Source organism: Moraxella macacae 0408225 (assembly GCF_000320365.1).
GTDB classification, from domain to species: domain Bacteria; phylum Pseudomonadota; class Gammaproteobacteria; order Pseudomonadales; family Moraxellaceae; genus Faucicola; species Faucicola macacae.
On the sequence record NZ_ANIN01000001.1, the window covers coordinates 969,928 to 993,252 of the forward strand.

Genomic DNA, 23,325 nt, shown 5'->3' on the forward strand with positions numbered 1-23,325 from the left:
ATCACTCAACCGTTACACTTTTTGCCAAATTGCGCGGTTTATCCACGTCCGTACCTTTTGCTAAGGCACAATGATATGCCAATAATTGCACAGGAATGGTATGGGCAATTGGTGATAAAATACCGATATGACGAGGCGTGCGAATGACGCAAACCTCCTCGCTTTCGGTAAAATCACTGTCAAGATCGGTAAACACAAACAATTTGCCACCGCGAGCGGATACTTCTTGCATATTGGCTTTGACTTTATCCAGTAAACTGTCATTTGGAGCGATGACGACCACGGGGATATTTTCATCAACCAATGCCAATGGGCCGTGTTTTAACTCACCGGCAGGATAACTTTCGGCGTGAATGTAGGTAATTTCTTTGAGTTTTAAGGCACCCTCAAGAGCAATTGGATAATGAATACCACGCCCTAAAAACAACGCTGATGGTTTTGAGGCAAATTTGCTGGCCCAGGTGGCAATTTGTGCTTCAAGGTTTAAGGCGTGTTGAATGTCATTTGGCAAATGACGCAATTGGTTGGTATAATCGGCCACTTGATTATCAGTTACCACGCCACGCACCACGCCAAGGGTTACCGCCAAACCAAACAATACCACCAATTGTGTGGTAAACGCTTTGGTACTGGCAACCCCAATTTCAGCCCCTGCTCGCGTATAAATCACCAGTTCACTGTTTCTAGGCAGAGCCGATTCCATGACGTTACAGATTGATAGGCTGTGCGTATGTCCCAAACTTTGAGCGTATTTTAACGCCTCCATAGTATCAAGGGTTTCGCCTGATTGAGAGATTGTGATGATCAATTGTTTAGGATTTGCAATGACATCACGGTAGCGGTATTCGCTGGCAATTTCTACATCACATGGAATTTTGGCAATTGATTCAAGCCAATATTTGCCAGTGAGTGCTGAATAATAAGACGTACCGCACGCCAAAATTTTAATGCTGTCAATATCTTGAAAAACCTGGGCGGCCTTTTCACCAAAATTATCTGGTATAAAACCTCCGTCCAAAAACACCTCAGCGGTATCGGCAACGGCTTTTGGCTGTTCGTAAATTTCTTTTTGCATAAAGTGGCTGTATGGCCCAAGTTCAAGACTTGCCAAAGACAATTGCGAGGTTTTTATATCGCGTGTGGCTAATTGTCCTGTTTTGTCAATGAGTTTTACGATGCCTTGTGCGTTTAATAGGGCAATATCACCATCTTCTAAGTAGCTGATTTTACGCGTAAATGCAATGACTGCTGACACATCAGAGGCAATAAACACTTCATCATCACCAAAAGCGACCAATAAAGGACAACCCATGCGAGCAACAACCATTGTATCTGGGTTGTCATGAGCAATCACAGCAATGGCATACGCACCGTGAAAATTTTTGGTCGAGGCTTGCACCGCCAAAAACAGATCGCCGCCGTTTTGACTGTACTCGTGTTTGATGCTATGAGCAATGACCTCGGTATCGGTTTGTGATTCAAACGCATAGCCCAATGCTTGTAGGCGTGTGCGTTCACTTTCAAAATTTTCAATAATACCGTTATGCACCACGGCAATCAGTCCGCCTGAAATGTGTGGGTGGGCGTTTGGTTCGGTTACGCCCCCATGCGTTGCCCAACGCGTATGTCCAATGCCAAGCGTGCCATATAGGTCTTTTTCTTTGGCGGCGTTTTCCATAAGCTGTACACGCCCAACACGGCGCACACGCTTAATTTTTTCTGCACTATGCACCGCAATGCCTGACGAATCATAGCCACGATACTCTAATCTTTTTAGGCCGTCTGTTAAAAAATCGACCACATTGGCATTGCTACGAATGCCACCAACGATACCGCACATAATGGTTCCTTAGTATCAAGTTTAAGTTTGATAATGTCAATGATTATTGCTTAGTCATTGATACCTAGTCATTGATACCTAGTCATTAACATTATCGAGGATAAAGAATAATTCCAAAGCGTTAAATTATTCTGGGTTAACCGTGCTGTTTTTGGTTAACCGTGTTATTTTGAGTTAGCCTTGCATTTTAATGGATTTGGCTTGAGTTTGGATTGTTTTGCCTTGCAATACCGCTTGGCTGATTTTAGCGTGTTGTGGTTGTGAAAATCCAACTATCAACAGGCGAATTTTGCCTTGAGCGGTTTTTACGCTTAATTGATTGTCCATAAGCTCAAACTTGTCATCTGCTTGCAAGTGATAGATTTTTTTGCCAAGTGGGTGCGTGTGTTCAATTTGGTGTTTGCTTACTAAAATTTGACCGCCAGAGATTTTGATAATTGCTTGTTTTTGTTGATAAAATCGCCAAAAATAAGACAAAATTGCAATGACAGCCAACGCCCCAATGCTTGCTCTTACCGACAACAACCCAAGCCCCAATGCCACGCCCACCATGGCTAACAATAACGCGGTTGTGATAATTAAGCTTAAAAAAGGATTGGTTGTGTGCGTGTGATTTAGGGCAATTTTTACCCCATTATCGGTAACGCTTAGCATATTACCAACCCAAAACCGCTTGTTGTTTGTCAATCAGATCTTTAATGCCTTGTTCGGCGATGGTTAACATTTCGTCTACTTGAGTTCTGGTAAAGGGTTTTTCTTCGGCCGTGCCTTGAATTTCGATAAATTCACCTTTTTGAGTCATGACAACGTTTAAATCTGTATCACAGCTTGAGTCCTCTTCATAGTTTAAATCCAGCAACACCTCGCCGTTTTTAATGCCAACAGACACAGCACACACCAAACCTACCAACGGATCGGCTTTTAATTTTTTGCTATTTTGTAGTTTTTCTAAAGCATCGACCAAAGCAACAGCCGCTCCTGTAATGCTTGCTGTGCGTGTGCCTCCATCGGCTTGAATGACATCGCAATCAATGTGAATGGTATTTTCACCAAGTTTTTCTAAATCCACCATTGCACGCAAACTACGTCCAATCAAACGCTGAATTTCTTGGGTGCGGCCAGATTGTTTGCCTTTTGATGCCTCACGTTGAGTGCGTTCGTGAGTGGCACGTGGCAACATACCGTACTCGGCGGTAATCCAACCTTTGCCCGTGCCTTTTAACCAACGCGGTACTTGGGTTTCAATACTGGCGGTGCATAGCACTTTGGTATCACCATAACATACCAATACCGAGCCTTCGGCGTGTTTGGTGTAATTTCGCTGAAAGCTAATGGGTCGCAATTGGTTGTTTTCACGGTTATCAGAACGCATGAGATTTCCTTTATTTGACAAAATAAACAATAAAAAATAAACAATAAAAAATAAAACCTAGACAAAATAACGCTATAGTAACTTGTCAAATTGTTTTTGACAAGGAAAAAAACGTAACGCGCTTATGTAGTGCGCTTATGTAACGCATTTTAGCAAGCATTTTATATCAACCCTTCGCGTTTTCGCAGTTCATGACGCAAAATTTTGCCAACCGCGGATTTTGGCAAACTGTCTACAAAAGCGACATGACGCGGCCGTTTATAACCGGTCAAATTTTGTCTGCCAAATTCAATGAGTGCTTTTTCGCTTAATAACGGATTGCTTTTCACCACAAAAATTTTCGGTTCTTCACCGCGCAATGCAGATGGTATGCCAATTGCGACACATTCTACCACATCAGGGTGTTCTAACATAACCGCTTCTATTTCGTTTGGATAAACGTTAAATCCTGATACCAAAATCATGTCTTTTTTGCGATCAACCACTTTAATAAAACCGCGTTCGTCCATAATGCCAATATCCCCTGTGCGTAAATAACCATTTTTGGTAAACGATTGTTCGGTTTCATTTGGCAGGTTTTGGTAACCTTTCATGACCTGTGGGCCTTTTACCACAATTTCGCCTCTTTCGCCAATTGGCACTTCTTGTTCGGCATCGTTAATAATTTTCACATCGGTAGCAGGAGCAGGAATGCCAATTTTATTGGTAAAACTGGCAATGGTTAACGGATTAAATGCCACCACAGGAGCGGTTTCGGATAGGCCGTAACCCTCAACAATTGGCGTGCCTGTGATATGTTGCCAAGTGTGAGCAATTTTTGGTAAAATTGCCATACCGCCACCGATTGTTGCTTTTAAATGAGAAAAATCCAACTTGCGAAAACGGCGTTGTTGCAATAAAGCATGAAACAAGGTATTCACCCCCAAAATAAAACTGGCAGGGTGCTGTGCCAATGCATCAATGATGCTGTTTACATTTCTGGGATTGACAATCAACAATCCACAAAACCCACGATAAATCAACAACATACAACAAATACTAAATGAAAACACATGATACAAAGGCAAAGCGGATAGCACCACATCTACATCGTCATCGCATTCGTCATACGCCGATCGCAACAAATTATCAATCTGCAAAATATTGGCAATGATATTCCCATGCGTTAGCATAGCCCCTCTTGCCACGCCTGTTGTGCCTCCGGTGTACTGCACCAATACCACATCTGCCAAGGTTAAATTGGGTTTTTCATAAGTATGATTGTGGCTGTGTTTTTTTAATTGACAAAAATAAACCCTCTTAATCAGTTTTTGTTTTTTGCTAAACCAAGTCAAATTTTGTTGCAATTGCACACCAAAACCAATGTTCACAAGCGAGCTAAGTTGATTGGCAAAATAACCCATAAAATCACTGTCTTGACAAATAATCACTTGTTCTAAACAGGGCAATTGATCTGTGATTTTGGTTAAATGATTTTGAAATTTATCTAATAAAAATAAGGCCTTAATGCCACTGTCTTTGAGTTGGTGAACCAATTCGCGTTCGGTGTGAATCGGATTGACACTCACCAATACCATGCCTGCACGCACAATGCCTAGGGCAATAATCGGATAATGCAATAAATTTGGCAACATGATGCCAATCCGCTCGCCAGTTTGAAAACCTTGACTTTGTAGATAGTTTGCTACGATTTTGCTTTGACAGTCAAGTTCGTGATAACTTAACGTTTGTTGACCGCTGATATAAGCGTTGCGATCGGCAAATTGCCAAAGCCTGCTTTCCAATAAATCAATCAGCGAGCTGTTAAAATCAGGCAAATGAATGTTTGGTTGGATATGATAGCGTTCATAGCTAATTGCCCAAACTGGTTTTTTGCTGGCGGTGTTGGCTAAATTTTGGGGCATATTTGCAATGATTTAATCAAATTGACAAAAATTAATAAAATTGACAAAACTTAGTAAGAACAGCTTAACAATCAACAAAAACCGCAGACTCTTGATGAAACATACTTACGGTTTTTGCATTTATTTTTTTGCAATTAATTTTCTAATAATTCATTTTTTTAATTAATTGATTGATTGCTTGTAACCATTTAAGCGTTTTGCTCTTCTAGTTTGCGAATTTCTTTGCGTAAGATTTTACCCACGTTGGATTTTGGCAATTCATCGACAAATTTAATGTATTTTGGACGTTTATAACCTGTCAATACCGTTTTGGCATAATCAAGCAACTCTTTTTCGGTCAAACTGCTGTCTTTACGCACAATGTAGGCTTTTGGTGCTTCACCGCTTTTGTCATGGGCTACGCCAATCACGCCACATTCTAGCACTTTTGGGTGTCTGGTTAGGGCTTCTTCTATTTCGTTGGGATAAACGTTAAATCCTGATACCAAAATCATGTCTTTTTTGCGATCGACGATTTTAACAAAGCCTTGATCGTCGATAATGCCAATATCACCTGTTTTAAAATAACCGTCATCGGTCATCACCTCGGAAGTGGCATCGGGGCGTCTCCAGTAGCCTTTCATGACTTGTGGGCCTTTTACTGAAATTTCGCCACGTTCACCAATTGCCACTTCACGCCCTTCATCATCTAATAACTTGATGTCGGTCAATGGCATGGGAATACCGATTTTGCCTGTATAAGCCCCAACTTGTGGTGGGTTTAAAGTGGCAACCGGTGATGTTTCAGATAAGCCATAACCCTCCAAAATTTCAGTACCTGTTACGCGACGCCATTCAGCAGCGGTGCTAGAAAGTATTGACATACCGCCACCTAGGGACATTCTTAGGTTGCTATGGTCAAGTTCACGAAAGCCTTTATGATGTGCCAAACCATTAAACAAGGTATTTACCGCAGGTAAAAATACAGGTTTATATTTATCCAATTCTTTCACAAAACCATCTAAATCACGCGGATTTGGAATTAGCACACAAATAAAGCCTTGATACATGCCTAATAAAGCACAGGCGGTAAATGAAAAAATATGATACAAAGGCAAAGCCACCATTGCGTGAAGCTGGGTGTCATCTTCGCTAAATAAACTGCGTGCGTATACCATAGCTTGGTGCAAATTGGCAATCAAATTGGCATGGGTAAGCATCGCACCTTTTGCAACACCCGTTGTTCCTCCTGTGTACTGTAGCACCGCAATATCACTGCCTTTGACATCGGTTGGGCGTTGATATTGATCAACCGATGCACTGTCAATTGCTTGTTTAAAGGTTACATGATTGTCAATATGCCACGCAGGCACCATTTTTTTGATATGACGCACCGCAAAGTTGACAATAAAGCCTTTAATAGGGCTCATAAGCTCGCCCATAGAACAAACCACAACATGCTTAACCAGCTTTTTGTTAATGTCTTGATAAGTTTTGGCAAAATTCTCCAAAATCACCAAAACCTTGGCATCAGAATCCTCCAACTGATGGGCAAGTTCGCCAGATGTGTACAAAGGGTTAACATTGACAAGGGTAAGTCCTGCTCGCAACACTCCAATCATACACACAGGGTATTGCAAAATATTAGGCATCATCAAGGCCACACTGTCGCCTTTTTTTAATCCAAGGCTGCGTAAATACACCGCAAATTGACGGCTTTTTATATCCAGTTCGCGATAACTTAAACTTGCTCCCATGCAAATAAAAGCGGTATTATCACCAAATTTTTTAAAATTACGTTCAAAAATATCAATTAAAGTTGTGTTGTCATCAGGCAGTTCTATTTGGTAGGGGAGTCCATATTTTTCATAGGTTTTTAGCCATGGCATTGTGTGTTCACTGGCAAGTTTTACGGTTGTGTTGGCGGTATCTGTCATGGGAATTTTCCTTAATTTTCATCTATGTCTGTGCAAATACGTGCAAAATTCTTAATTGCTTGAAACTTGATTACCTAATCTTAATTGCTTAATCTTGGGTTCCTAATATGGTTTTTAGCAAATTTTATTAAATTATACTTAATAATTCATAGGTAAAGTTTTGCTAAAATTAACCAATTTTTGTGGGATAAATTCACTGGGATTAAAATGCTTACCTTACTAAAAATTTGCCAAACTCACAAGAAAAATTTGTAAAAAAGCCAATTTTTTTCATGGTTTTTTATTTTTAGCCAATTTTTGTTGAAAAAATTTAATTTTAAATTTAATTTTATATGAATTTTTTGTTAAAATTGGATAAACTTTTTATCGGATAATGAGTTATGTTAGATTTGCGCCATTTACAGATGATGACTGCCTTGCGTTCTCAAGGGTCGTTAGCAGGGGCTTCTGAAGAATTACACGTTACCGCTTCGGCAATTTCGCACCAGTTAAAAGAGATTGAAAATTATTATGGTTTAAGTCTTGTCAATCGGCGTTCTCGTCCGCTTAATTTTACCCCCGCAGGCAAAGAAGTACTCAAACTTGCTGACAGTATTTTGCCACAAGTGGCACGCACGGCCACCAATATTAAACGCCTTGCTCACGGTCAAACAGGGCAGTTACGTTTGGCAAGTGAATGTCATAGCTGTTTTGATTGGTTGATGCCAATTTTAAACCGCTATCGTAAAGAATGGCGAGATGTGGAGCTGGATTTTTCGACAGGTTTTGAACCTGAACCTCACCAAATGCTAATTGACAATGACATCGATGTGTTAATTACCGCCAGTCCATTGCCAATTGATAAATTGTCTTATTTGCCGTTATTTCGCTATGAAAGTCGTTTGGTGCTTTCACCGACGCATGTTTTGGCAGATAAAGTTTGTATTGATCCTGATGATTTAACCGATCAAACCTTGATTACTTATCCTGTGGAACAAAAACGCCTTGACATTATGGCAAATTTTCTTATTCCTGCGGATATTATGCCTAAAAAAATTCGCACAACCGAGCTTACCGCCATGCTGATTCAACTTGTGGCATCGGAGCGTGGCGTGGCAAGTTTGCCTGATTGGGTGGTTGCTGAATATGAACGCAAAGGCTGGGTGGTGAGTCGTCCGCTTGGCAGTGGCGTGTTTTGTCAACTGTATGCAGGCGTGCGCCAAGATAGCCTTGAGTTAAGTTTTATGCAAGGTTTTTTAGAATTGTTAAAAACAGTGGTAAAGCCTAGTTAAATCCCATTTGAAAAAAACGGTTAAAAAACGGTTAAAACCCACGAATTTTGGATATAGCACCATGCCCATGCCACCGCCCACTTTTACCATTACCAGTTATAACATTCACAAAGGCATGTCGCCTCTTGGACGCAAGGTGATGGTTGATCCCATTGCCAAAGCGTTAAAGCAGCTAAATAGCGATATTTTGTGTTTACAAGAAGTGCAAGGACAAAACCTAAAACGGGTGTTAAAATTTAACGATTTTCCAAAACAGCCGCAACATGAATGGTTTGGTGAATATTTGCAAATGTTGCCTAATTATGGTAAAAATTGTCAATATCCGCACGGACATCATGGTAATGCTATATTAAGCCGTTTTGCACTTTATCCAAAGCACAACGTTAACATCAGTGTGAATCGATTTGAACGGCGTGGCTTGTTGCATTGTGAGATTGTATTGCCAAATTTGCGACCAATTAGCGTGTTAAACGCCCATCTAAATTTGTTAGAGCGCGACCGCACCAAGCAATACCAAGCCATTAACGATTATATTAAGCACAATATTGACCCTCACGCACCGTTAATTTTGGCAGGGGATTTTAATGATTGGCAACAGTTGTCTATGGATAAATTGACAAAAAATTTACAGTTACAGGAGGTGATTCAACAAAAATTTGGCAAACTATTGCCGACTTTTCCTGCACGTTTGCCTTTGTTAAGTTTGGATCGGATTTATATAAAAAATTTAACAGTCAAACAAGCGTGGCTGCATACAGGCAAGCCTTTTGATAAATTGTCCGATCATTTACCCATTAGTGCTAAACTGGCTTTCATTTAGGCTGATTTGGCTTTTATTAAATTTTAAACATGGCTAAATTTTAAACATGACTTTGAAAAGAGAAAAACAATACAAAAGAGAAAAACAATGCAAAAACATGAGTTAACCAACAAACAAGCAGTCAATAAACAAGCAGTCAACAAACAATTAATTACCAACAAACAATTAATTACCAACAAGCAAGTAGACAATCTTGTTGAGATTATCAAAAACCAAGCAATTATGACGCAACTGGTAGCGGTGTATTGTGGATCACGCGTTGGCAATCAATCGGTTTTTGTTGAAACTGGGTATGAATTTGGCAAAAAATTGGCACAAGCCAACTTAGGTCTTGTATACGGCGGTGCCAATGTGGGGGTGATGGGGGCGGTGGCCGATGGCGTATTGTCGCAAAATGGTGTGGCAGTAGGGGTTATTCCTGAATTTTTGCTGAACAAGGAGGGTTTTCACACAGGGCTAACTCGCTTACATTTTACCGATACCATGCACACACGCAAGGCAATGATGGCAACGTATGCTGGTGCATTTGTGGCATTGTCAGGCGGTATGGGAACGCTTGAGGAGTTGGCTGAAATTTTTACGTGGCGACAGTTAGGCATTCACCAAAAACCGATGATTTTGCTAAATACGAACGGTTATTACGATGATTTTATTCGTTTTTTACAAAATATGGCGGATAAAGAATTTATGAGTCAAACAGATGCCAAGCGGTTGGTGGTGTGTGAGACTGTCGATGCGGTGATTGATGTGTTAAAAGTATTGGCAAAACCTGATGCCGATGTGGATACCAGTGTGTTTTGATTACAAGAAATAATCGTACAATTAAAGATAAGCAAAATAAAAGCATTAATAAACAAGCAAAACTTACGCTTTGCTTGTTTTGGCTTGTTCGCAGGCTAAAAATTTAAACTAATAAGCTAAGCCTATCGGTTTTTGCTTATTTTTCGACCATTTTGCTTTGAGCGTCTTTTTTGAGTTGGTGTAAAGACATGGCGATTTCGGTGCTAAGATCTGAATATTCAGAACCTGTTGCAATCATTTGTTTGGCTAAGTCAAAGTTTTTGCTGTTAATAGCACGTGCCACTTTACCAATTTCTTTGTGAAAGTCGGCGTGTTTGTGTTTGCAGTGGCGATAGCTTTCAAGTCCGGCCAAGGTGTTTTGTGTGTCTTTGTCATGCAGCCATGTACCTAAAACGCATAAGTCATCGCGTGAAACTTTGGCTTCGTCTAATTCTTCGCCTGTTTCAATTGCATTGCGTAGTTTGCTTTTCCAGTCAGCGTGGGCTTTAAGTGCAGTAGCAAAATCCAATGTTTGTATTTTAGAGGTGTCAGTCATGAGCGATCTCCTGATGTGTAATAAACCTGATGTGTAATAAATAAGATGAAAGTTTTAATATTAATGATTGCAATTTTTTAAACATATTGTTGTGTATTGTTATATATTGCTACAAAAAGTTATTAAACGTAAAAATTATAATAGATTTGTGAGGGAGGGTCAAGCATTAATCAACATAATTAGTCGACATAGTTAATCGACATAATTGCTAAAATTGTTGCAATAAAAGAGTTAACGTATAAAAACCCAATACCGAATGACTGGGTATTGGGTTTTTATAAGAAAAAAAAGTGCTTATTTGGCGTATTTTTCTCTTAGTGCTTTTGTCATTGCTACCATGTTTTGTAAAGCGGAGATGGTTTCTTCCCAGTTGCGTGTTTTAAGGCCACAGTCTGGGTTGACCCACAGACGCGCCTCGGGAATGTATTTAACTGCTTCATCAATCACCACTTGCATGTTGTCTGCAGGGGGCGTGCGTGGGCTATGAATGTCATACACACCTGGCCCTATGGCATTGTTGTAACCTTCGCCCTTAAATGCATCTAATAGTTGCAAACCAGAGCGCGAGGTTTCAATGGTAATCACATCGGCGTCCATACCGGCGATATGCTCTAGGCAATCGTGAAAACTTGAATAGCACATATGGGTATGAATTTGTGTGTCTTCATTGGCAATGCTGCACGAATGTTTAAAACTGGCAACCGCTTGCTCCCAATAGTGCTTGTGATTGGCTGCTTTTAAGGGCAAACCTTCACGAAACGCAGGTTCGTCAATTTGGATAATGCCAATGCCTGATTCTTGTAAATCACGCACTTCTTCGTTAATTGCATCTGCAATTTGTAGGCGTAAAATATCACGCGTTTCGGTATCACTTGGAGCAAATGACCAGTTTAAAATGGTAACAGGGCCAGTTAGCATGCCTTTCATCGGTTTTTTGGTGAGGCTTTGGGCGTAATTAATCCATTCTACTGTCATAGCATTTGGACGGCTGATGTTGCCAACAACAATCGGTGGACGCACACAGCGCGTACCATAACTTTGCACCCAACCATTTGCCGATACCCAAAATCCATTCATATATTGTGCAAAATATTCCACCATATCCGTGCGTTCTGCTTCGCCATGCACAAACACATCAATGCCTAGTTTTTCTTGTTCTTCTACGCATTTTTGAATTTCAGCTTGCATTGCAGTTTTATAATCGTCATCGGATAAATTGCCTTTATTCCAATCAGCACGAGCACGACGAATTTCAGCAGTTTGTGGAAATGATCCAATCGTAGTGGTTGGAAATAAGGGTAAGTTAAAACGTTCTTGTTGTTTGGCATAACGTTTGGTAAATTCCCCTGTGCGAGTTTTGGCATTGTCTGTCAATGCACTTAAATTCAAAGCAACCGCACGCGTATCGGCATTAATTTCACCTTTGGCAAGTTTGGCACAAATGACAACTTCGCTTAATTTTTGTTTGGCAAAAGCAAGTTTACCGGTAAGTTCACTTGGAATGTTTTCATAAGCCAAATCCACAGGCAAATGCAGCAGGCTTGAGCCGGATCCAACCCACAAACGTTCGCCAAGTTTTTGATAGGCTTCTGCCAAAATCTGTTGCGCACTAGCCTGATCGGTTGTCCATACCGAACGCCCATCTACAACCCCGACAGATAGGATTTTATGACTTGGCAAATGATCGATCACTTGAGTAACATATTGTTTTGGTGTATTGGTACGCGTGATGTCAATGTGAATGCCACTAACAGGCAATTCGCACGCCACACGACAATTGTTGCCTAATGTGTCAAAATAGCTTGCGACAATGATTTTTGGTGGAATACGCTGTAAACCATTGTACGCACGTTCAAATGCTTGTTGCCATTTGCCATCTAAATCAAGACTTAAGATCGGTTCATCAAGTTGTACCCATTCAACGCCAAGATCGCCAAGTTCAGCCAATAATTTGCTATAAGTTGGTAATAATTTATCCAATAACGCCAACTTAACTTCATCATCACCTGTTACATCAACGTGGCTAGAACCACAACCACAAGATTCTGGCTGCTGCTCTTTGTCTTTGATAATGCTTGACAAATACAAAAATGAAACAGGGCCAACAAGCACAACTTTTAATGGGTTGTTTGCATTGTTTTGTGCCAAAATTTGTTGGGCGGTTTTAACTTGATGAATGATTTGGCTAAAATCAGTGTTGTCAAATGTTTGGTTTTTATCAAGTTCTGGTACAAGATAATGATAATTGGTGTCAAACCATTTGGTCATTTGTAAAGCCGGCGTGTCTTCACAGACTTTGGTGCTGTCGCGGCCACGTGCAAAATAAAACTGACGATCAAAAGTGTCCAGCTTTTCTGCACCAACAAAACGTGGTGGTTGTACACCAAAAGCAACCGCTTGGGTTAATACCAAATCATAATGGGCAAAATCGCCTGTGGTAATAATATCCAAACCCGCCTTGATCTGATCGGTGATGTTGGTGGTAAAAACCTCGTTAAGTTTGGTGAGGGTTTCGTTTTTATCGGTTTTGCCTTGCCAATATTTTTCAAGAGCAAATTTGGTTTGGCGTTTATCGCCTATGCGTGGATAACCTAAAATGTGGGCTTGTACAGTCATAGTATTTACCTTTGGTTGATTAAAAATGATGGTTTATCAAAAATGATGGTTAATTAAAGATAATTGGTTATTGATGACTTTATTATGCCATATTTTTTACGTGAATAAAAATCATGTTTTTCAAGTTAAGATGAAATTTATTTGATTTAATTTTTGTAACAAGATTTACTTAAGTTAACTTTCGTTTACGCCATATCCACATAACACTCTATAAATAACACTATTGTATCTTATACTTATTATTTATAATTTTTCACATCAAGCAAACTGTACTTTAACAAAAGGAGTTAAACATGGCTAACTTAATCCGTTTACGCGATATTCAAACCACGCACCCTGAGCTTTTGGGTGCAGATTATTTTGATCCGACTGATAAAACTGCATATGGCATTGGCGGTGAAAAAGTTGGTAAAATTGAAGGTGCGTTGGTTGACGATACCACAGGTCGCATTCGTTACTTTATTGTAGATGTTGGCGGATGGTTTTCATCAAAAGAAGTGCTTGTGCCAGCAGGTTTGGCACGCATTGCTGATGATGAAATTTATTTTGACAATCTAAGCAAAGAAGTGGTTGAGGGTATGGATAAATATGATCCAGACTACAATTATAGCCTTGAGCAACAAAATTTACGCGATCGCGAAGCTTTTGTTAAAGCACCCGTTGAACTCACCGACAACGATTATGCTTACCAAGCGGACAATGTGCTTGAGTTGTTAGAGGAGCGTTTGACTGTCAATAAAGACAAAATCGTAGCAGGCTTATTAAAAGTTGGCAAACATGTGGTGTCAGAAGATCGCACCGTAAGTGTTGACTTAACCGAAGAGCAAGCCCATGTACAACGCACCGCTGTTAATCGCCCAACAACTCGCAGTATTGGTGATGACATCAATACCACAGTAGAGATTGAACTGGAAGCAGAGCGTGCTCGCATTGACAAGGAAACCTTTGTAACCGAAGAGGTAAATGTAGGCAAAGTGGCTGAAACGCACACTGAAACCATCACCGAAACGGTTCGTCGTGAAGAGTTAGATGTACAAACTGACAATGTTGAGCGGGTAAAATAACGGCTCAAATAACCATGACGCAATGGTTTAAAAATAGTTTGGTTTAAAAAAATGCTTTAAAAAAATAAATGATCTAAAAATGATCTAAAAAAGCAGGTGCAGTCATCTGCTTTTTTGGTATTTTTAAAACAAGGAATAATAAGGAATAATAATGAAAAATGACACAGACAATACCTTAGAATTATTGGCAGAGCGTGCCAATGTAGAGGTTGAATCGATACCAACTGGCAAAATTCGCTTAAGCAAAAAAATCATCAGTGAAACTGTACAAATTCCTGTTACTTTAAACCGTGAAGTTTTGCTAATTGAATACGATGATTTGCCAGATTTGACAAAAAACGTAAATGTTGAAACTACAAATCCAGTAAACACCACGGTTGTGCTAAATGGCAAAATCATTACATTGACCGAAAAACCGCTGGAACTTTTGTTAAATCAACAGGTTGCTAGGGTGAAAATTGATACCATAATCAACGAAAAAGTTGAATTAACCATCAGCGAAAACACAGTTACCGAGCAAATTCCCATTACCTTGCGACATGAAGAATTGGTGATAGAGGAAACTAAATTAACGTAAAAATAAGTATTGTCAACCAATAATAAGCACAAAAAACCACAAAATTTGCTAAAAATTTTACAAAAACGGACTTTTAACAAAAATTTTCAGTGAAAATAAACACAACCACTAGCAATTTACCGTATTTTATGGTAAATTTATATTTTGAAATTATAGGCATTATTTTTTGCTAAGCATATTTGCGAAAATATTTGCGAAAATATTTGCGAAAAATAATGCAAACAGCTAACAATTACCAGAGGATTAAATTATGGCAAAAGCCAAGTTTGAACGTACCAAACCACACGTCAACGTAGGTACTATTGGACACGTTGACCACGGTAAAACCACATTAACCGCAGCGATTGCAACCGTAGCAGCAAAACACAACGGTGGTGAAGCAAAAGACTACGCCTCAATCGACTCAGCACCAGAAGAACGTGCTCGTGGTATCACCATTAACACAGCACACATTGAATACGACACACAAGCACGTCATTACGCCCACGTTGACTGCCCAGGTCATGCTGACTATGTCAAAAACATGATTACTGGTGCCGCTCAAATGGACGGTGCAATTTTGGTTGTATCAGCAACAGACGGTCCAATGCCACAAACTCGTGAACACATTCTATTGTCTCGCCAAGTAGGCGTACCATACATCATGGTATTTTTAAACAAATGCGACATGGTAGATGACGAAGAGTTGCTAGAGCTTGTTGAGATGGAAGTACGTGAATTGTTGTCATCTTATGACTTCCCTGGTGATGACACACCAATCATCAAAGGATCAGCCCTAGAAGCCCTAAACGGCAAAGATGGCAAATACGGTGAACCTGCTATCCTAGAACTACTAGACACATTGGACAGCTACATTCCAGAACCAGAACGTGCCATTGATAAAGCATTCTTAATGCCAATTGAAGATGTATTCTCAATTTCAGGACGTGGTACTGTGGTAACAGGTCGTGTTGAATCAGGTGTTATCAAAGTTGGTGAAGAGATTGAAATTGTTGGTATTAAACCAACCATCAAAACCACCTGTACTGGGGTAGAAATGTTCCGCAAAATGCTTGACGAAGGTCGTGCTGGTGAAAACTGTGGCGTACTATTACGTGGTACAAAACGTGAAGAAGTACAACGTGGACAAGTATTGGCAAAACCAGGTTCAATCAAACCACATACCAAATTTGATGCTGAAGTTTATGTACTAAGCAAAGAAGAAGGCGGACGTCATACCCCATTCTTAAATGGTTACCGCCCACAATTCTACTTCCGTACCACAGACGTAACAGGGGCAATCACCCTACCAGAAGGCACTGAAATGGTTATGCCTGGTGATAACGTTGAAATGGCTGTAGAACTTATCCACCCAATTGCAATGGATCAAGGTTTACGCTTCGCTATCCGCGAGGGTGGTCGTACTGTTGGTGCAGGTGTTGTTGCTAAAGTAACTGAATAACAAGTAACTGAATAACATAGCATCAGCAAAAGCAAAACAAAAAAGTACAAAAACACAAAAAGAGTCGCTAAGGTGGCTCTTTTTTGTGGGATAAAAATTTGTGGGTTTATAACGCATGTCTAAATTTTTGCAAAAAAATGATATTGATGACAACTGGCTGCAGCAAATTGCTAAGATTGAGCAAAGTTTGTTTGTGGATGCGTGGTCGCAAACGGTGATATCGGATTTACTCAATCATGACAATCATCAGTTGCTTGTTTTGTGTGTGGGTGATGTTGTGATGGGCTATTGTTTATACAGCCAAATGTTTGATACGGCAGAGATTTTGCGCCTTGCCACACGCCTTGATTGCCAACGACAAGGCATTGCCAGTCAGTTACTAACACAAGTGTTTGATAAGTTAAACTTGGTGAAAGTTGAAAACTTGTTGCTTGAGGTGCGAGAGGACAATTTGGCCGCGATCGGTTTTTATCAACAATTTGGCTTTAGGCAGATTGCCACTCGCAAAAACTATTATCAAAATGCTGACAATAGCCGAACCGATGCATTGATCTTACAACGGTTGTTCTAATTAACGATTGTTTTAATTTAAGTGGTTAAATTTTAGATGGTTAAATTTTTGTATTAACGAGCGGATTTTTTTGCGATCAGTTTGATTTTTTTGGCTCGTTTTTGCATAGGATTGATGGTTAATGGGCGATAAATCTCAAGTCTATCACCGTCTTGTAGTACTGTTTGCCAATCAATTTTATGCGAAAAAATACCAACTGCAAAATCGTGAATTTGTGGGTATTGTTGCCACCACCCTAGCATTTCTACAGCTTGCTTGGCGGTTTTGCCATTTGGCAGTTGTAGTTTTTGGTGCAATTGTGTATTTGGTGCGGGGCAAAACATGATCTCCACTTGTATGGTTTTTTGTGTGGTTGTCATCATCTTGCCTATTTTGCCAAACCGATGATCCAACCGATGAAAGCCAGTACAATTGCAAGTGGTATGACAATTCGCACTGCAATGCGCCATAGGTTGTACACAATTTCTGAACTAAAGTTGAGTGATTTGCGTAAATGACTGATTTTCATTTGCCAACCTGCAAAAATTGCCAACCAAATGCCTGCAAATAAACTGAAGACGGCCACCAAATGATTTAGTGCCAAACTTGGTAACATTGCCAAACCTAAAGCAATAACCAGTACAATGACCGATATCAAAAAATTAAACGATTGTTGGGAAATTTTTAGCGAAACTTGATAGGTGATAAGATGTAATAGGTAGCTTGCACCTGCCATCATGGCCAAAGCGTAGCAAATTGCTGATATTTGACCAGTTGGCGGTAAGGCAAGAGCGACCAAAATACCGCCGATGATTTGAAAGCACCAAATTGGCAATACAATGCGACTGGCAATGCTTTTGTGATCTTTTTTGTGATCTTTGTTGACATCACCACGGTTTAATAATTGATTGGCATGGCTATGCCAAAATAAGCCCGTGCCTGCTCCCACACACACCAATGCCAATACCACAGCAAGCGACCATTCGCTAAGCGATGTGGCAGTCATTTGCCATGTTGCTATGCCATTTTGGGCGATGTTTAATATAAATGCCACAGTTGCCAAACCCATTGCAAGCCAACCTGTTAACTGTTTGGCAAAACTTAAGCCAAGCGTGATTAATGCGATGATTGCCAATAGAGCAGGAGTGGCTACGGTGCTAATTGGTAAAAAATTTAGTTGTAAAATTGTGGCGGAACTGTTCAATAAATGTCCAACCACAGCCAATAATAACAACACGGTTAACCAACCAAAACCGCGCCAAATTGTTGCCACATCTGCTTCGCGGGTTAAAGTTGATAGGCCAATAAGTGGGGTTGTGCCACTGCGATATGCCAATGCGATCTCGGCAAATACGAGCGGTAAACCAACCAATGTCATTGCCACAAGCCATAACAGCCAAAAATCAACCTGGCCTGCGACACCACCAATAAACCACGCAAAAATTAACAAGGGCAATAAACCTGCAATAAGTAACGGTTGCAAACGGTGAATTGTCATAAAATTATCCTTTTGGCCTTGTTGATAAATTTAAAGTTAAACAGTTGTTTTTATTCACAATTGGACAGTTTAAGAGCAAATCTTTTGCCTGAATTTTTTGTGCAAAAATCATTGACCAAACACAGCTGTTTTGTGAAACCTGTCTTGCCAACTCGTGCAAAAACTGTTCGCGACCAATGACACTTGCTCCCAAGCTTAACAAATGAGTGTTTGGCAATTGACAATCCACCCATGCAAAATTTGACAATCGACACAAGACCATCAAGGCAAAAAACGCAGCTTTAGATGCATCGGTAACATGATGAAACATGCTTTCTCCAAAAAACGCTTGCCCTAATTTTACCCCATATAACCCACCGATCAGTGTGTCATGATCCCATACTTCCACGCTGATAGCATCGCCTTGTTTGTGCAGGGCGTAGTACGCATTTATCATTTCATCGCTTATCCAGGTGCCTTGTGAGTGAGCGCGAGTATTGCAACAGTTTTGTATCACACTCAAAAAATCAGCATTGACACTCACAGTCCAACCGCTGTTTTTAAGTTTTCTGATAAGGGTTTTGCTGGGTTTAAACGTGTGTGGATAAATAATACAACGCGGATTGGGCGACCACCACATAATGGGATCGCCGTGATTAAACCACGGAAACATACCGTGTGCGTAGGCATAACGTAGGGTATTGACGGATAAATCCGCTCCAATAGCAATCAACCCATCGTTATTTTGGCAAAATAATGGGTTTGGAAAATTGTAAGCGCAAGCGTAGTTGTTGGGCTGTTTTACTGTCAATTTTTATGTAAGTGCTTGTTATAGTAAGTGCTTGTTGTTGGTTATTTTTCAGTCAAGCCATCTAAATACCGTTCAGCATCCAACGCGGACATACAGCCTGTTCCTGCAGATGTAATGGCTTGGCGATACTGGTGATCGGCAACATCACCACAGGCAAACACACCTGCTACACTTGTTGCAGTTGCATTGCCATCAAGCCCACTGTTTACCACGATGTAGCCGTTTTTCATGGTAAGTTGTCCAACAAAAATGTCGGTATTTGGTTTATGTCCAATTGCCACGAACATGCCTGTGGCATTGATTTGTTTGGTTGAACCGTTATTGACATTTTCAATGACAACGCCTGTTACGCCCGACTTATCGCCGACAACTTCTTTAATTTGGGCATGCCACTCGATGCTAATATTGCCATTTTTTTGTTTTTCAAACAGACGATCTTGTAAAATTTTTTCAGCTTTTAGGCTATCACGGCGGTGAATAAGGGTAACGTGTTTGGCAATGTTGGATAAATATAACGCTTCTTCAACGGCAGTATTGCCACCACCGATTACCACAACGTCTTGATTTTTATAAAAAAAGCCATCACAAGTTGCACAGGCTGATACGCCTTGCCCCATAAACTTTTGTTCGCTTTCTAGGCCTAAATATTGTGCCGAAGCGCCTGTTGCAATGATGAGGGCATCGCAGGTATAAGTTTGGCTATTGCCTGTTAACAAAAAAGGGCGTTGGTTTAAATTTACCGCATGAATGTGATCATAGATGATCTGTGTGCCAAAATGTTCCACATGGGCTTGCATACGGTTCATAAGTTCCGTACCAGTTAAGCCGTGTGCATCGCCTGGCCAGTTTTCAACATCGGTTGTGGTGGTAAGTTGGCCACCGACTTGTAGCCCTGTGATGATAACGGGATTTAGGTTGGCACGAGCAGCATAAACGCCCGCAGTATAGCCAGCAGGCCCTGATCCTAAAATGATAAGTTTATGATGAATGGGGTTGCTGTTAGTCATAGTATTGCCTTAAAAATCAAAAATTAAAGAGTAAAAGAGTGTGTTTTAGTAAAGGGTCTGCGTTAAAATGATTAAGATAAGGGGTTTTGTTGAAAATAACAAGGTTTAATAGCAATTTTTTTTGTGTGGATTGGAATTTATAATCGTTTGGTTTTATGGTAAAATTTATTTTTTTGTTATTTTTGTTGTTATTGTTATTGTTATTGGTTTTGTTTTTAAAAGCAAAACTGATTGTTGTGTGTCTTTTTATTGATTTTCCATTCCCAAAAGGTGAACGCGTTGTCGTATTATTTTCGCTTAAGTTTTTTGACTTTTCTTTGGTTGGCTGTCGCGGTACTGTTGTTTATGTCGCTTATGAGTTATTCTGCCAATGATCCAAGTTGGTCGCATGCCAGTAATATTACAAGCAATGTCAGCAATTTAGCTGGCACAAGTGGGGCATGGCTGTCTGATATTTTGTACACATTTTTTGGAGCGTCAAGCTGGTGGTTTGTGTTGATGACGTGTTATGAAGGCTGGCGAGTGTGGTTTTGTCATACCGAACCGCATGGTTTGTTGCGATTGCTTGGTTATACGTTGTTGTTGTTGGCAAGTTCAGCACTGATGAGTTTTTTACCGTTTGCTTGGTTAAGTCAAGGGCTTGTTGGACAAATTGTAGCCCAAGGTTTACAAAACTTGTTAACCACGTTTGGAGCGATTGGTTTTTTATTGGTATTTTTGTTGATTGTCATCACGTTTAGTTTTGATTTAAAATGGCATACAATTTTGGCAAAAACCCCTTTGGCAAAACACTTGGCAAAACGCCAAAAATCACCAAAAATCACCAAAAATCAAACCACAAACAACACGCAAATAAATGACACAAATAAACAATCACCTTTGGCATTTGATGACAATTTGGTACAAGACACACCCAAGAGCGAAATTATTCGTCCAATTGTGAGTGAATCTAGGCAGGCAAAAAACAACCAAAATCAGGTTGACAAGCAACAAAGTCCATTGGACGATTTTTTAGATGAAACAGGGTTTAGCACCACCAAAGAATTTGAATGGATGGATAGCAACGAGGGGGTAAATCCTTTTCGTCCGATCAGTTCAGCGTATTTGGCAAACAGTAAATTAACCAAAAAATTAAACGCCAAGTTAAGAAACGAGACCATTCCTGACAATCCAAAATCAGAACCACAGACATTAAAACCACAGGCATCAGAGCCACAGCCACCACAAACTTCACAAGAAGTGCATTTTGAAAGCGATTTTACCGAAGAGTTTGATTCTAAGGCTAAGCAGCAGGCATACGACAAACATGACAACAATCATGAAAACAATCATGAAAACAACAATGATGACAATGTGTTTGACACTTTAATGCAAGCAACTCAAGATTTAACAACCTCAAGCACAAACGGCGAAACACAACCTACAAAACCTGATATACCGACCAAAAATGATGAAACGCAAAATGAACCAAAAACACAGTCCGTTGCTGAAATTTTAGGGCTTAGGGTTGTTACAAATCCTCCTCATTTACAAAATTTAGTGTCAAAAGACAGCACAGAACATATTGATTTTGCCAATGATGATGTTGCTATTGAAAATGTAGAGCCGACAAAATCGGTTACCGAACGATCTGTTGAAGCGGCAGAATTTGACACACAAGCACTTGACACACAAACAAATGCCAAACCTGCTGAAAACCCGCTGGACATTCATAACGATGCCCTGTTTGCTCAAAAATCGCGTGCGATGCAAACCGCCCAATACCGTGCAGATTTGCCTGCATTGCCATCAATGGATTTATTGGATTTGCCTGATCCAAACCGCAAACCAAGCTACATAAAAGAAGAATTGCAACAATTATCCGAATTGCTAGAAATTAAACTGCAAGATTTTGGTGTAAAAGCCCAAGTGGTTAACGCCCAAATGGGACCTGTGGTAACGCGTTTTGAAGTGGAATTGGCCGCCGGTGTCAAAGCCAGTAAAGTTACTGGCATTGCCAAGGATTTGGCGCGTTCGTTGTCTATGGCATCGGTGCGAGTGGTGGAGGTTATTCCGGGCAAGCCGTATATTGGCATTGAAGTGCCAAACCCACAGCGTCAAATGGTGCGTTTAATTGAATTGCTAAAAACCGACAGCTATCAAGATCCAAACGCCCATTTAAGCATGGCAATGGGTAAAGATATTGCAGGAAGGCCTGTGGTAACTGATCTTGCCAAAGCACCACACATGCTTGTGGCAGGGACGACAGGATCGGGCAAATCGGTATTGGTTAATTCCTTGCTGTTGTCTTTGTTGTTAAAATATACCCCAAACCAGTTACGCATGATTTTGATTGATCCAAAACAGTTAGAGCTTGCCAATTATAATGACATTCCGCATTTGTTGACACCTGTGGTAACTGATATGACCGAAGCGGCCAGTGCCTTGTCATGGTGCGTTGCTGAAATGGAGCGCCGTTATCAGTTAATGTCATTGTTTAAAGTGCGAAAATTAGACGAATTTAACAAAAAAATCATTACCGCCGAAGAACAAGGACACCCATTGCTCGATCCGCTTTGGCGTATTCATGACAGTGTGAGTCAGGACAAGCCACCCAAACTAAAAACCTTGCCACAAATCGTGATTGTGGCAGATGAGTTTGCTGATATGATTATGCAAGTTGGCAAACAAGCTGAAGAATTGATCACGCGCCTTGCCCAAAAATCACGCGCTGCAGGCATTCATTTGATTTTGGCAACCCAACGTCCATCGGTTGATGTCATTACAGGTTTGATTAAAGCCAACATTCCTGTGCGTGCCGCGTTACGTGTTAACTCAAAAGTAGACTCGCGCACGATTTTGGACGCAGGCGGTGCTGAAGATATGTTAGGGCATGGTGATATGTTGTTTTTAGGTCCCGGGCAAATAGAACCAAATCGTGTACATGGGGCGTTTATTAGCGATACCGAGGTGAACCGTATCTGTGATGCGTGGCGTGAACGTGGGGCGCCTGATTATATTGACAATATGTTTGATAATTTTGAGCTTATTGCCACAAATAATAGCGACAGTGGCAGTGGCGGCTCTAATGGCAATGATGATCCGTTGTATGATGAAGTGGTTGCTTTTGTCATGGAAAGCCGCAAAGTGTCAGCCTCTAGCATTCAGCGTAAATTTAGCATAGGTTATAACCGTGCAGCCAGAATTGTCGATGCAATGGAGGCGGCGGGCTTGGTGAGTGCAATGGGGAAAAGTGGCAAACGAGAGTTATTGATATAAACGAAATTTTTCAATATTTAACAAAAAAGGAATCAAAATGCCTAAATACAACCAAGGGGCGAAAT

19 protein-coding genes are annotated in these 23,325 nt (G+C 40.4%); 8 read left to right on the forward strand and 11 right to left on the reverse strand.

Annotation, left to right across the window (positions count from 1 at the left end; genetic code table 11):
* Nucleotide 1: 1 nt before the first annotated feature.
* From glmS to MOMA_RS04440, 5 genes are all read right to left on the reverse strand, one after another.
* Nucleotides 2–1,840 (reverse strand): glutamine--fructose-6-phosphate transaminase (isomerizing), encoded by a 1,839-nt coding sequence (gene glmS, locus MOMA_RS04420; protein WP_009767409.1) that lies wholly within the window; start codon nucleotides 1,838–1,840, stop codon nucleotides 2–4.
* A 174-nt stretch (nucleotides 1,841–2,014) separates the two neighbouring features.
* Complete coding sequence (locus tag MOMA_RS04425) at nucleotides 2,015–2,494, reverse strand: hypothetical protein (RefSeq protein WP_009767410.1); 480 nt, start codon at nucleotides 2,492–2,494, stop codon at nucleotides 2,015–2,017.
* 1 nt (nucleotide 2,495) lies between these two features.
* Complete coding sequence (gene rph, locus MOMA_RS04430) at nucleotides 2,496–3,212, reverse strand: ribonuclease PH (RefSeq protein ID WP_009767411.1); 717 nt, start codon at nucleotides 3,210–3,212, stop codon at nucleotides 2,496–2,498.
* A gap of 161 nt (nucleotides 3,213–3,373) precedes the next feature.
* On the reverse strand, nucleotides 3,374–5,116 hold the full coding sequence (locus MOMA_RS04435) for an AMP-binding protein (RefSeq protein WP_009767412.1): 1,743 nt from the start codon (nucleotides 5,114–5,116) through the stop codon (nucleotides 3,374–3,376).
* A 188-nt stretch (nucleotides 5,117–5,304) separates the two neighbouring features.
* On the reverse strand, nucleotides 5,305–7,032 hold the full coding sequence (locus MOMA_RS04440) for a long-chain-fatty-acid--CoA ligase (RefSeq protein ID WP_009767413.1): 1,728 nt from the start codon (nucleotides 7,030–7,032) through the stop codon (nucleotides 5,305–5,307).
* Nucleotides 7,033–7,412: 380 nt separating this feature from the next.
* Here MOMA_RS04440 and MOMA_RS04445 point away from each other — a divergent pair, with 380 nt between their 5' ends.
* From MOMA_RS04445 to MOMA_RS04455, 3 genes are all read left to right on the forward strand, one after another.
* Nucleotides 7,413–8,303 (forward strand): LysR family transcriptional regulator, encoded by an 891-nt coding sequence (locus MOMA_RS04445; protein ID WP_009767414.1) that lies wholly within the window; start codon nucleotides 7,413–7,415, stop codon nucleotides 8,301–8,303.
* Between the two features lie 61 nt (nucleotides 8,304–8,364).
* Nucleotides 8,365–9,123, forward strand: a complete 759-nt coding sequence (locus MOMA_RS04450) for an endonuclease/exonuclease/phosphatase family protein (RefSeq protein ID WP_009767415.1) — start codon at nucleotides 8,365–8,367, stop codon at nucleotides 9,121–9,123.
* Nucleotides 9,124–9,210: 87 nt separating this feature from the next.
* The gene (locus tag MOMA_RS04455; RefSeq protein ID WP_009767416.1) at nucleotides 9,211–9,924 is read left to right on the forward strand and encodes an LOG family protein; all 714 of its coding nucleotides are present in this window, start codon (nucleotides 9,211–9,213) and stop codon (nucleotides 9,922–9,924) included.
* Nucleotides 9,925–10,060: 136 nt separating this feature from the next.
* Here the strand turns inward: MOMA_RS04455 and MOMA_RS04460 are convergent, their stop codons facing one another.
* Nucleotides 10,061–10,459, reverse strand: coding sequence for a CZB domain-containing protein (locus tag MOMA_RS04460; RefSeq protein WP_009767417.1), 399 nt, complete (start codon nucleotides 10,457–10,459; stop codon nucleotides 10,061–10,063).
* A 294-nt stretch (nucleotides 10,460–10,753) separates the two neighbouring features.
* Entirely contained in the window at nucleotides 10,754–13,075 is a 2,322-nt protein-coding gene (gene metE, locus MOMA_RS04465; protein WP_009767418.1) for a 5-methyltetrahydropteroyltriglutamate--homocysteine S-methyltransferase, read from the reverse strand.
* A 293-nt stretch (nucleotides 13,076–13,368) separates the two neighbouring features.
* On the opposite strand from metE, the gene MOMA_RS04470 reads away from it, so the two are divergent.
* The 4 genes from MOMA_RS04470 to rimI all read left to right on the forward strand — a co-directional run bounded on the left by MOMA_RS04470 (nucleotide 13,369) and on the right by rimI (nucleotide 16,728).
* Complete coding sequence (locus MOMA_RS04470; RefSeq protein WP_009767419.1) at nucleotides 13,369–14,139, forward strand: DUF2382 domain-containing protein; 771 nt, start codon at nucleotides 13,369–13,371, stop codon at nucleotides 14,137–14,139.
* A 151-nt stretch (nucleotides 14,140–14,290) separates the two neighbouring features.
* Complete coding sequence (locus MOMA_RS04475; protein WP_009767420.1) at nucleotides 14,291–14,716, forward strand: DUF2382 domain-containing protein; 426 nt, start codon at nucleotides 14,291–14,293, stop codon at nucleotides 14,714–14,716.
* A 250-nt stretch (nucleotides 14,717–14,966) separates the two neighbouring features.
* The gene (gene tuf, locus MOMA_RS04480; RefSeq protein WP_009501205.1) at nucleotides 14,967–16,157 is read left to right on the forward strand and encodes an elongation factor Tu; all 1,191 of its coding nucleotides are present in this window, start codon (nucleotides 14,967–14,969) and stop codon (nucleotides 16,155–16,157) included.
* A gap of 115 nt (nucleotides 16,158–16,272) precedes the next feature.
* Nucleotides 16,273–16,728 (forward strand): ribosomal protein S18-alanine N-acetyltransferase, encoded by a 456-nt coding sequence (rimI, locus tag MOMA_RS04485; RefSeq protein ID WP_009767421.1) that lies wholly within the window; start codon nucleotides 16,273–16,275, stop codon nucleotides 16,726–16,728.
* Nucleotides 16,729–16,781: 53 nt separating this feature from the next.
* On the opposite strand, the gene MOMA_RS04490 is transcribed toward rimI, so the two are convergent.
* From MOMA_RS04490 to trxB, 4 genes are read right to left on the reverse strand one after another with little or no spacing between them, the layout of a single operon-like run.
* On the reverse strand, nucleotides 16,782–17,087 hold the full coding sequence (locus MOMA_RS04490) for an RnfH family protein (protein WP_009767422.1): 306 nt from the start codon (nucleotides 17,085–17,087) through the stop codon (nucleotides 16,782–16,784).
* Between the two features lie 8 nt (nucleotides 17,088–17,095).
* The gene (locus MOMA_RS04495; protein WP_009767423.1) at nucleotides 17,096–18,205 is read right to left on the reverse strand and encodes a hypothetical protein; all 1,110 of its coding nucleotides are present in this window, start codon (nucleotides 18,203–18,205) and stop codon (nucleotides 17,096–17,098) included.
* Between the two features lie 4 nt (nucleotides 18,206–18,209).
* Nucleotides 18,210–18,995 (reverse strand): leucyl/phenylalanyl-tRNA--protein transferase, encoded by a 786-nt coding sequence (aat, locus tag MOMA_RS04500; protein ID WP_009767424.1) that lies wholly within the window; start codon nucleotides 18,993–18,995, stop codon nucleotides 18,210–18,212.
* Between the two features lie 41 nt (nucleotides 18,996–19,036).
* Complete coding sequence (gene trxB / locus MOMA_RS04505) at nucleotides 19,037–20,002, reverse strand: thioredoxin-disulfide reductase (protein ID WP_009767425.1); 966 nt, start codon at nucleotides 20,000–20,002, stop codon at nucleotides 19,037–19,039.
* 279 nt (nucleotides 20,003–20,281) lie between these two features.
* Here trxB and MOMA_RS04515 point away from each other — a divergent pair, with 279 nt between their 5' ends.
* Nucleotides 20,282–23,260 (forward strand): DNA translocase FtsK, encoded by a 2,979-nt coding sequence (locus MOMA_RS04515; protein WP_406564466.1) that lies wholly within the window; start codon nucleotides 20,282–20,284, stop codon nucleotides 23,258–23,260.
* Nucleotides 23,261–23,325: the final 65 nt, after the last annotated feature.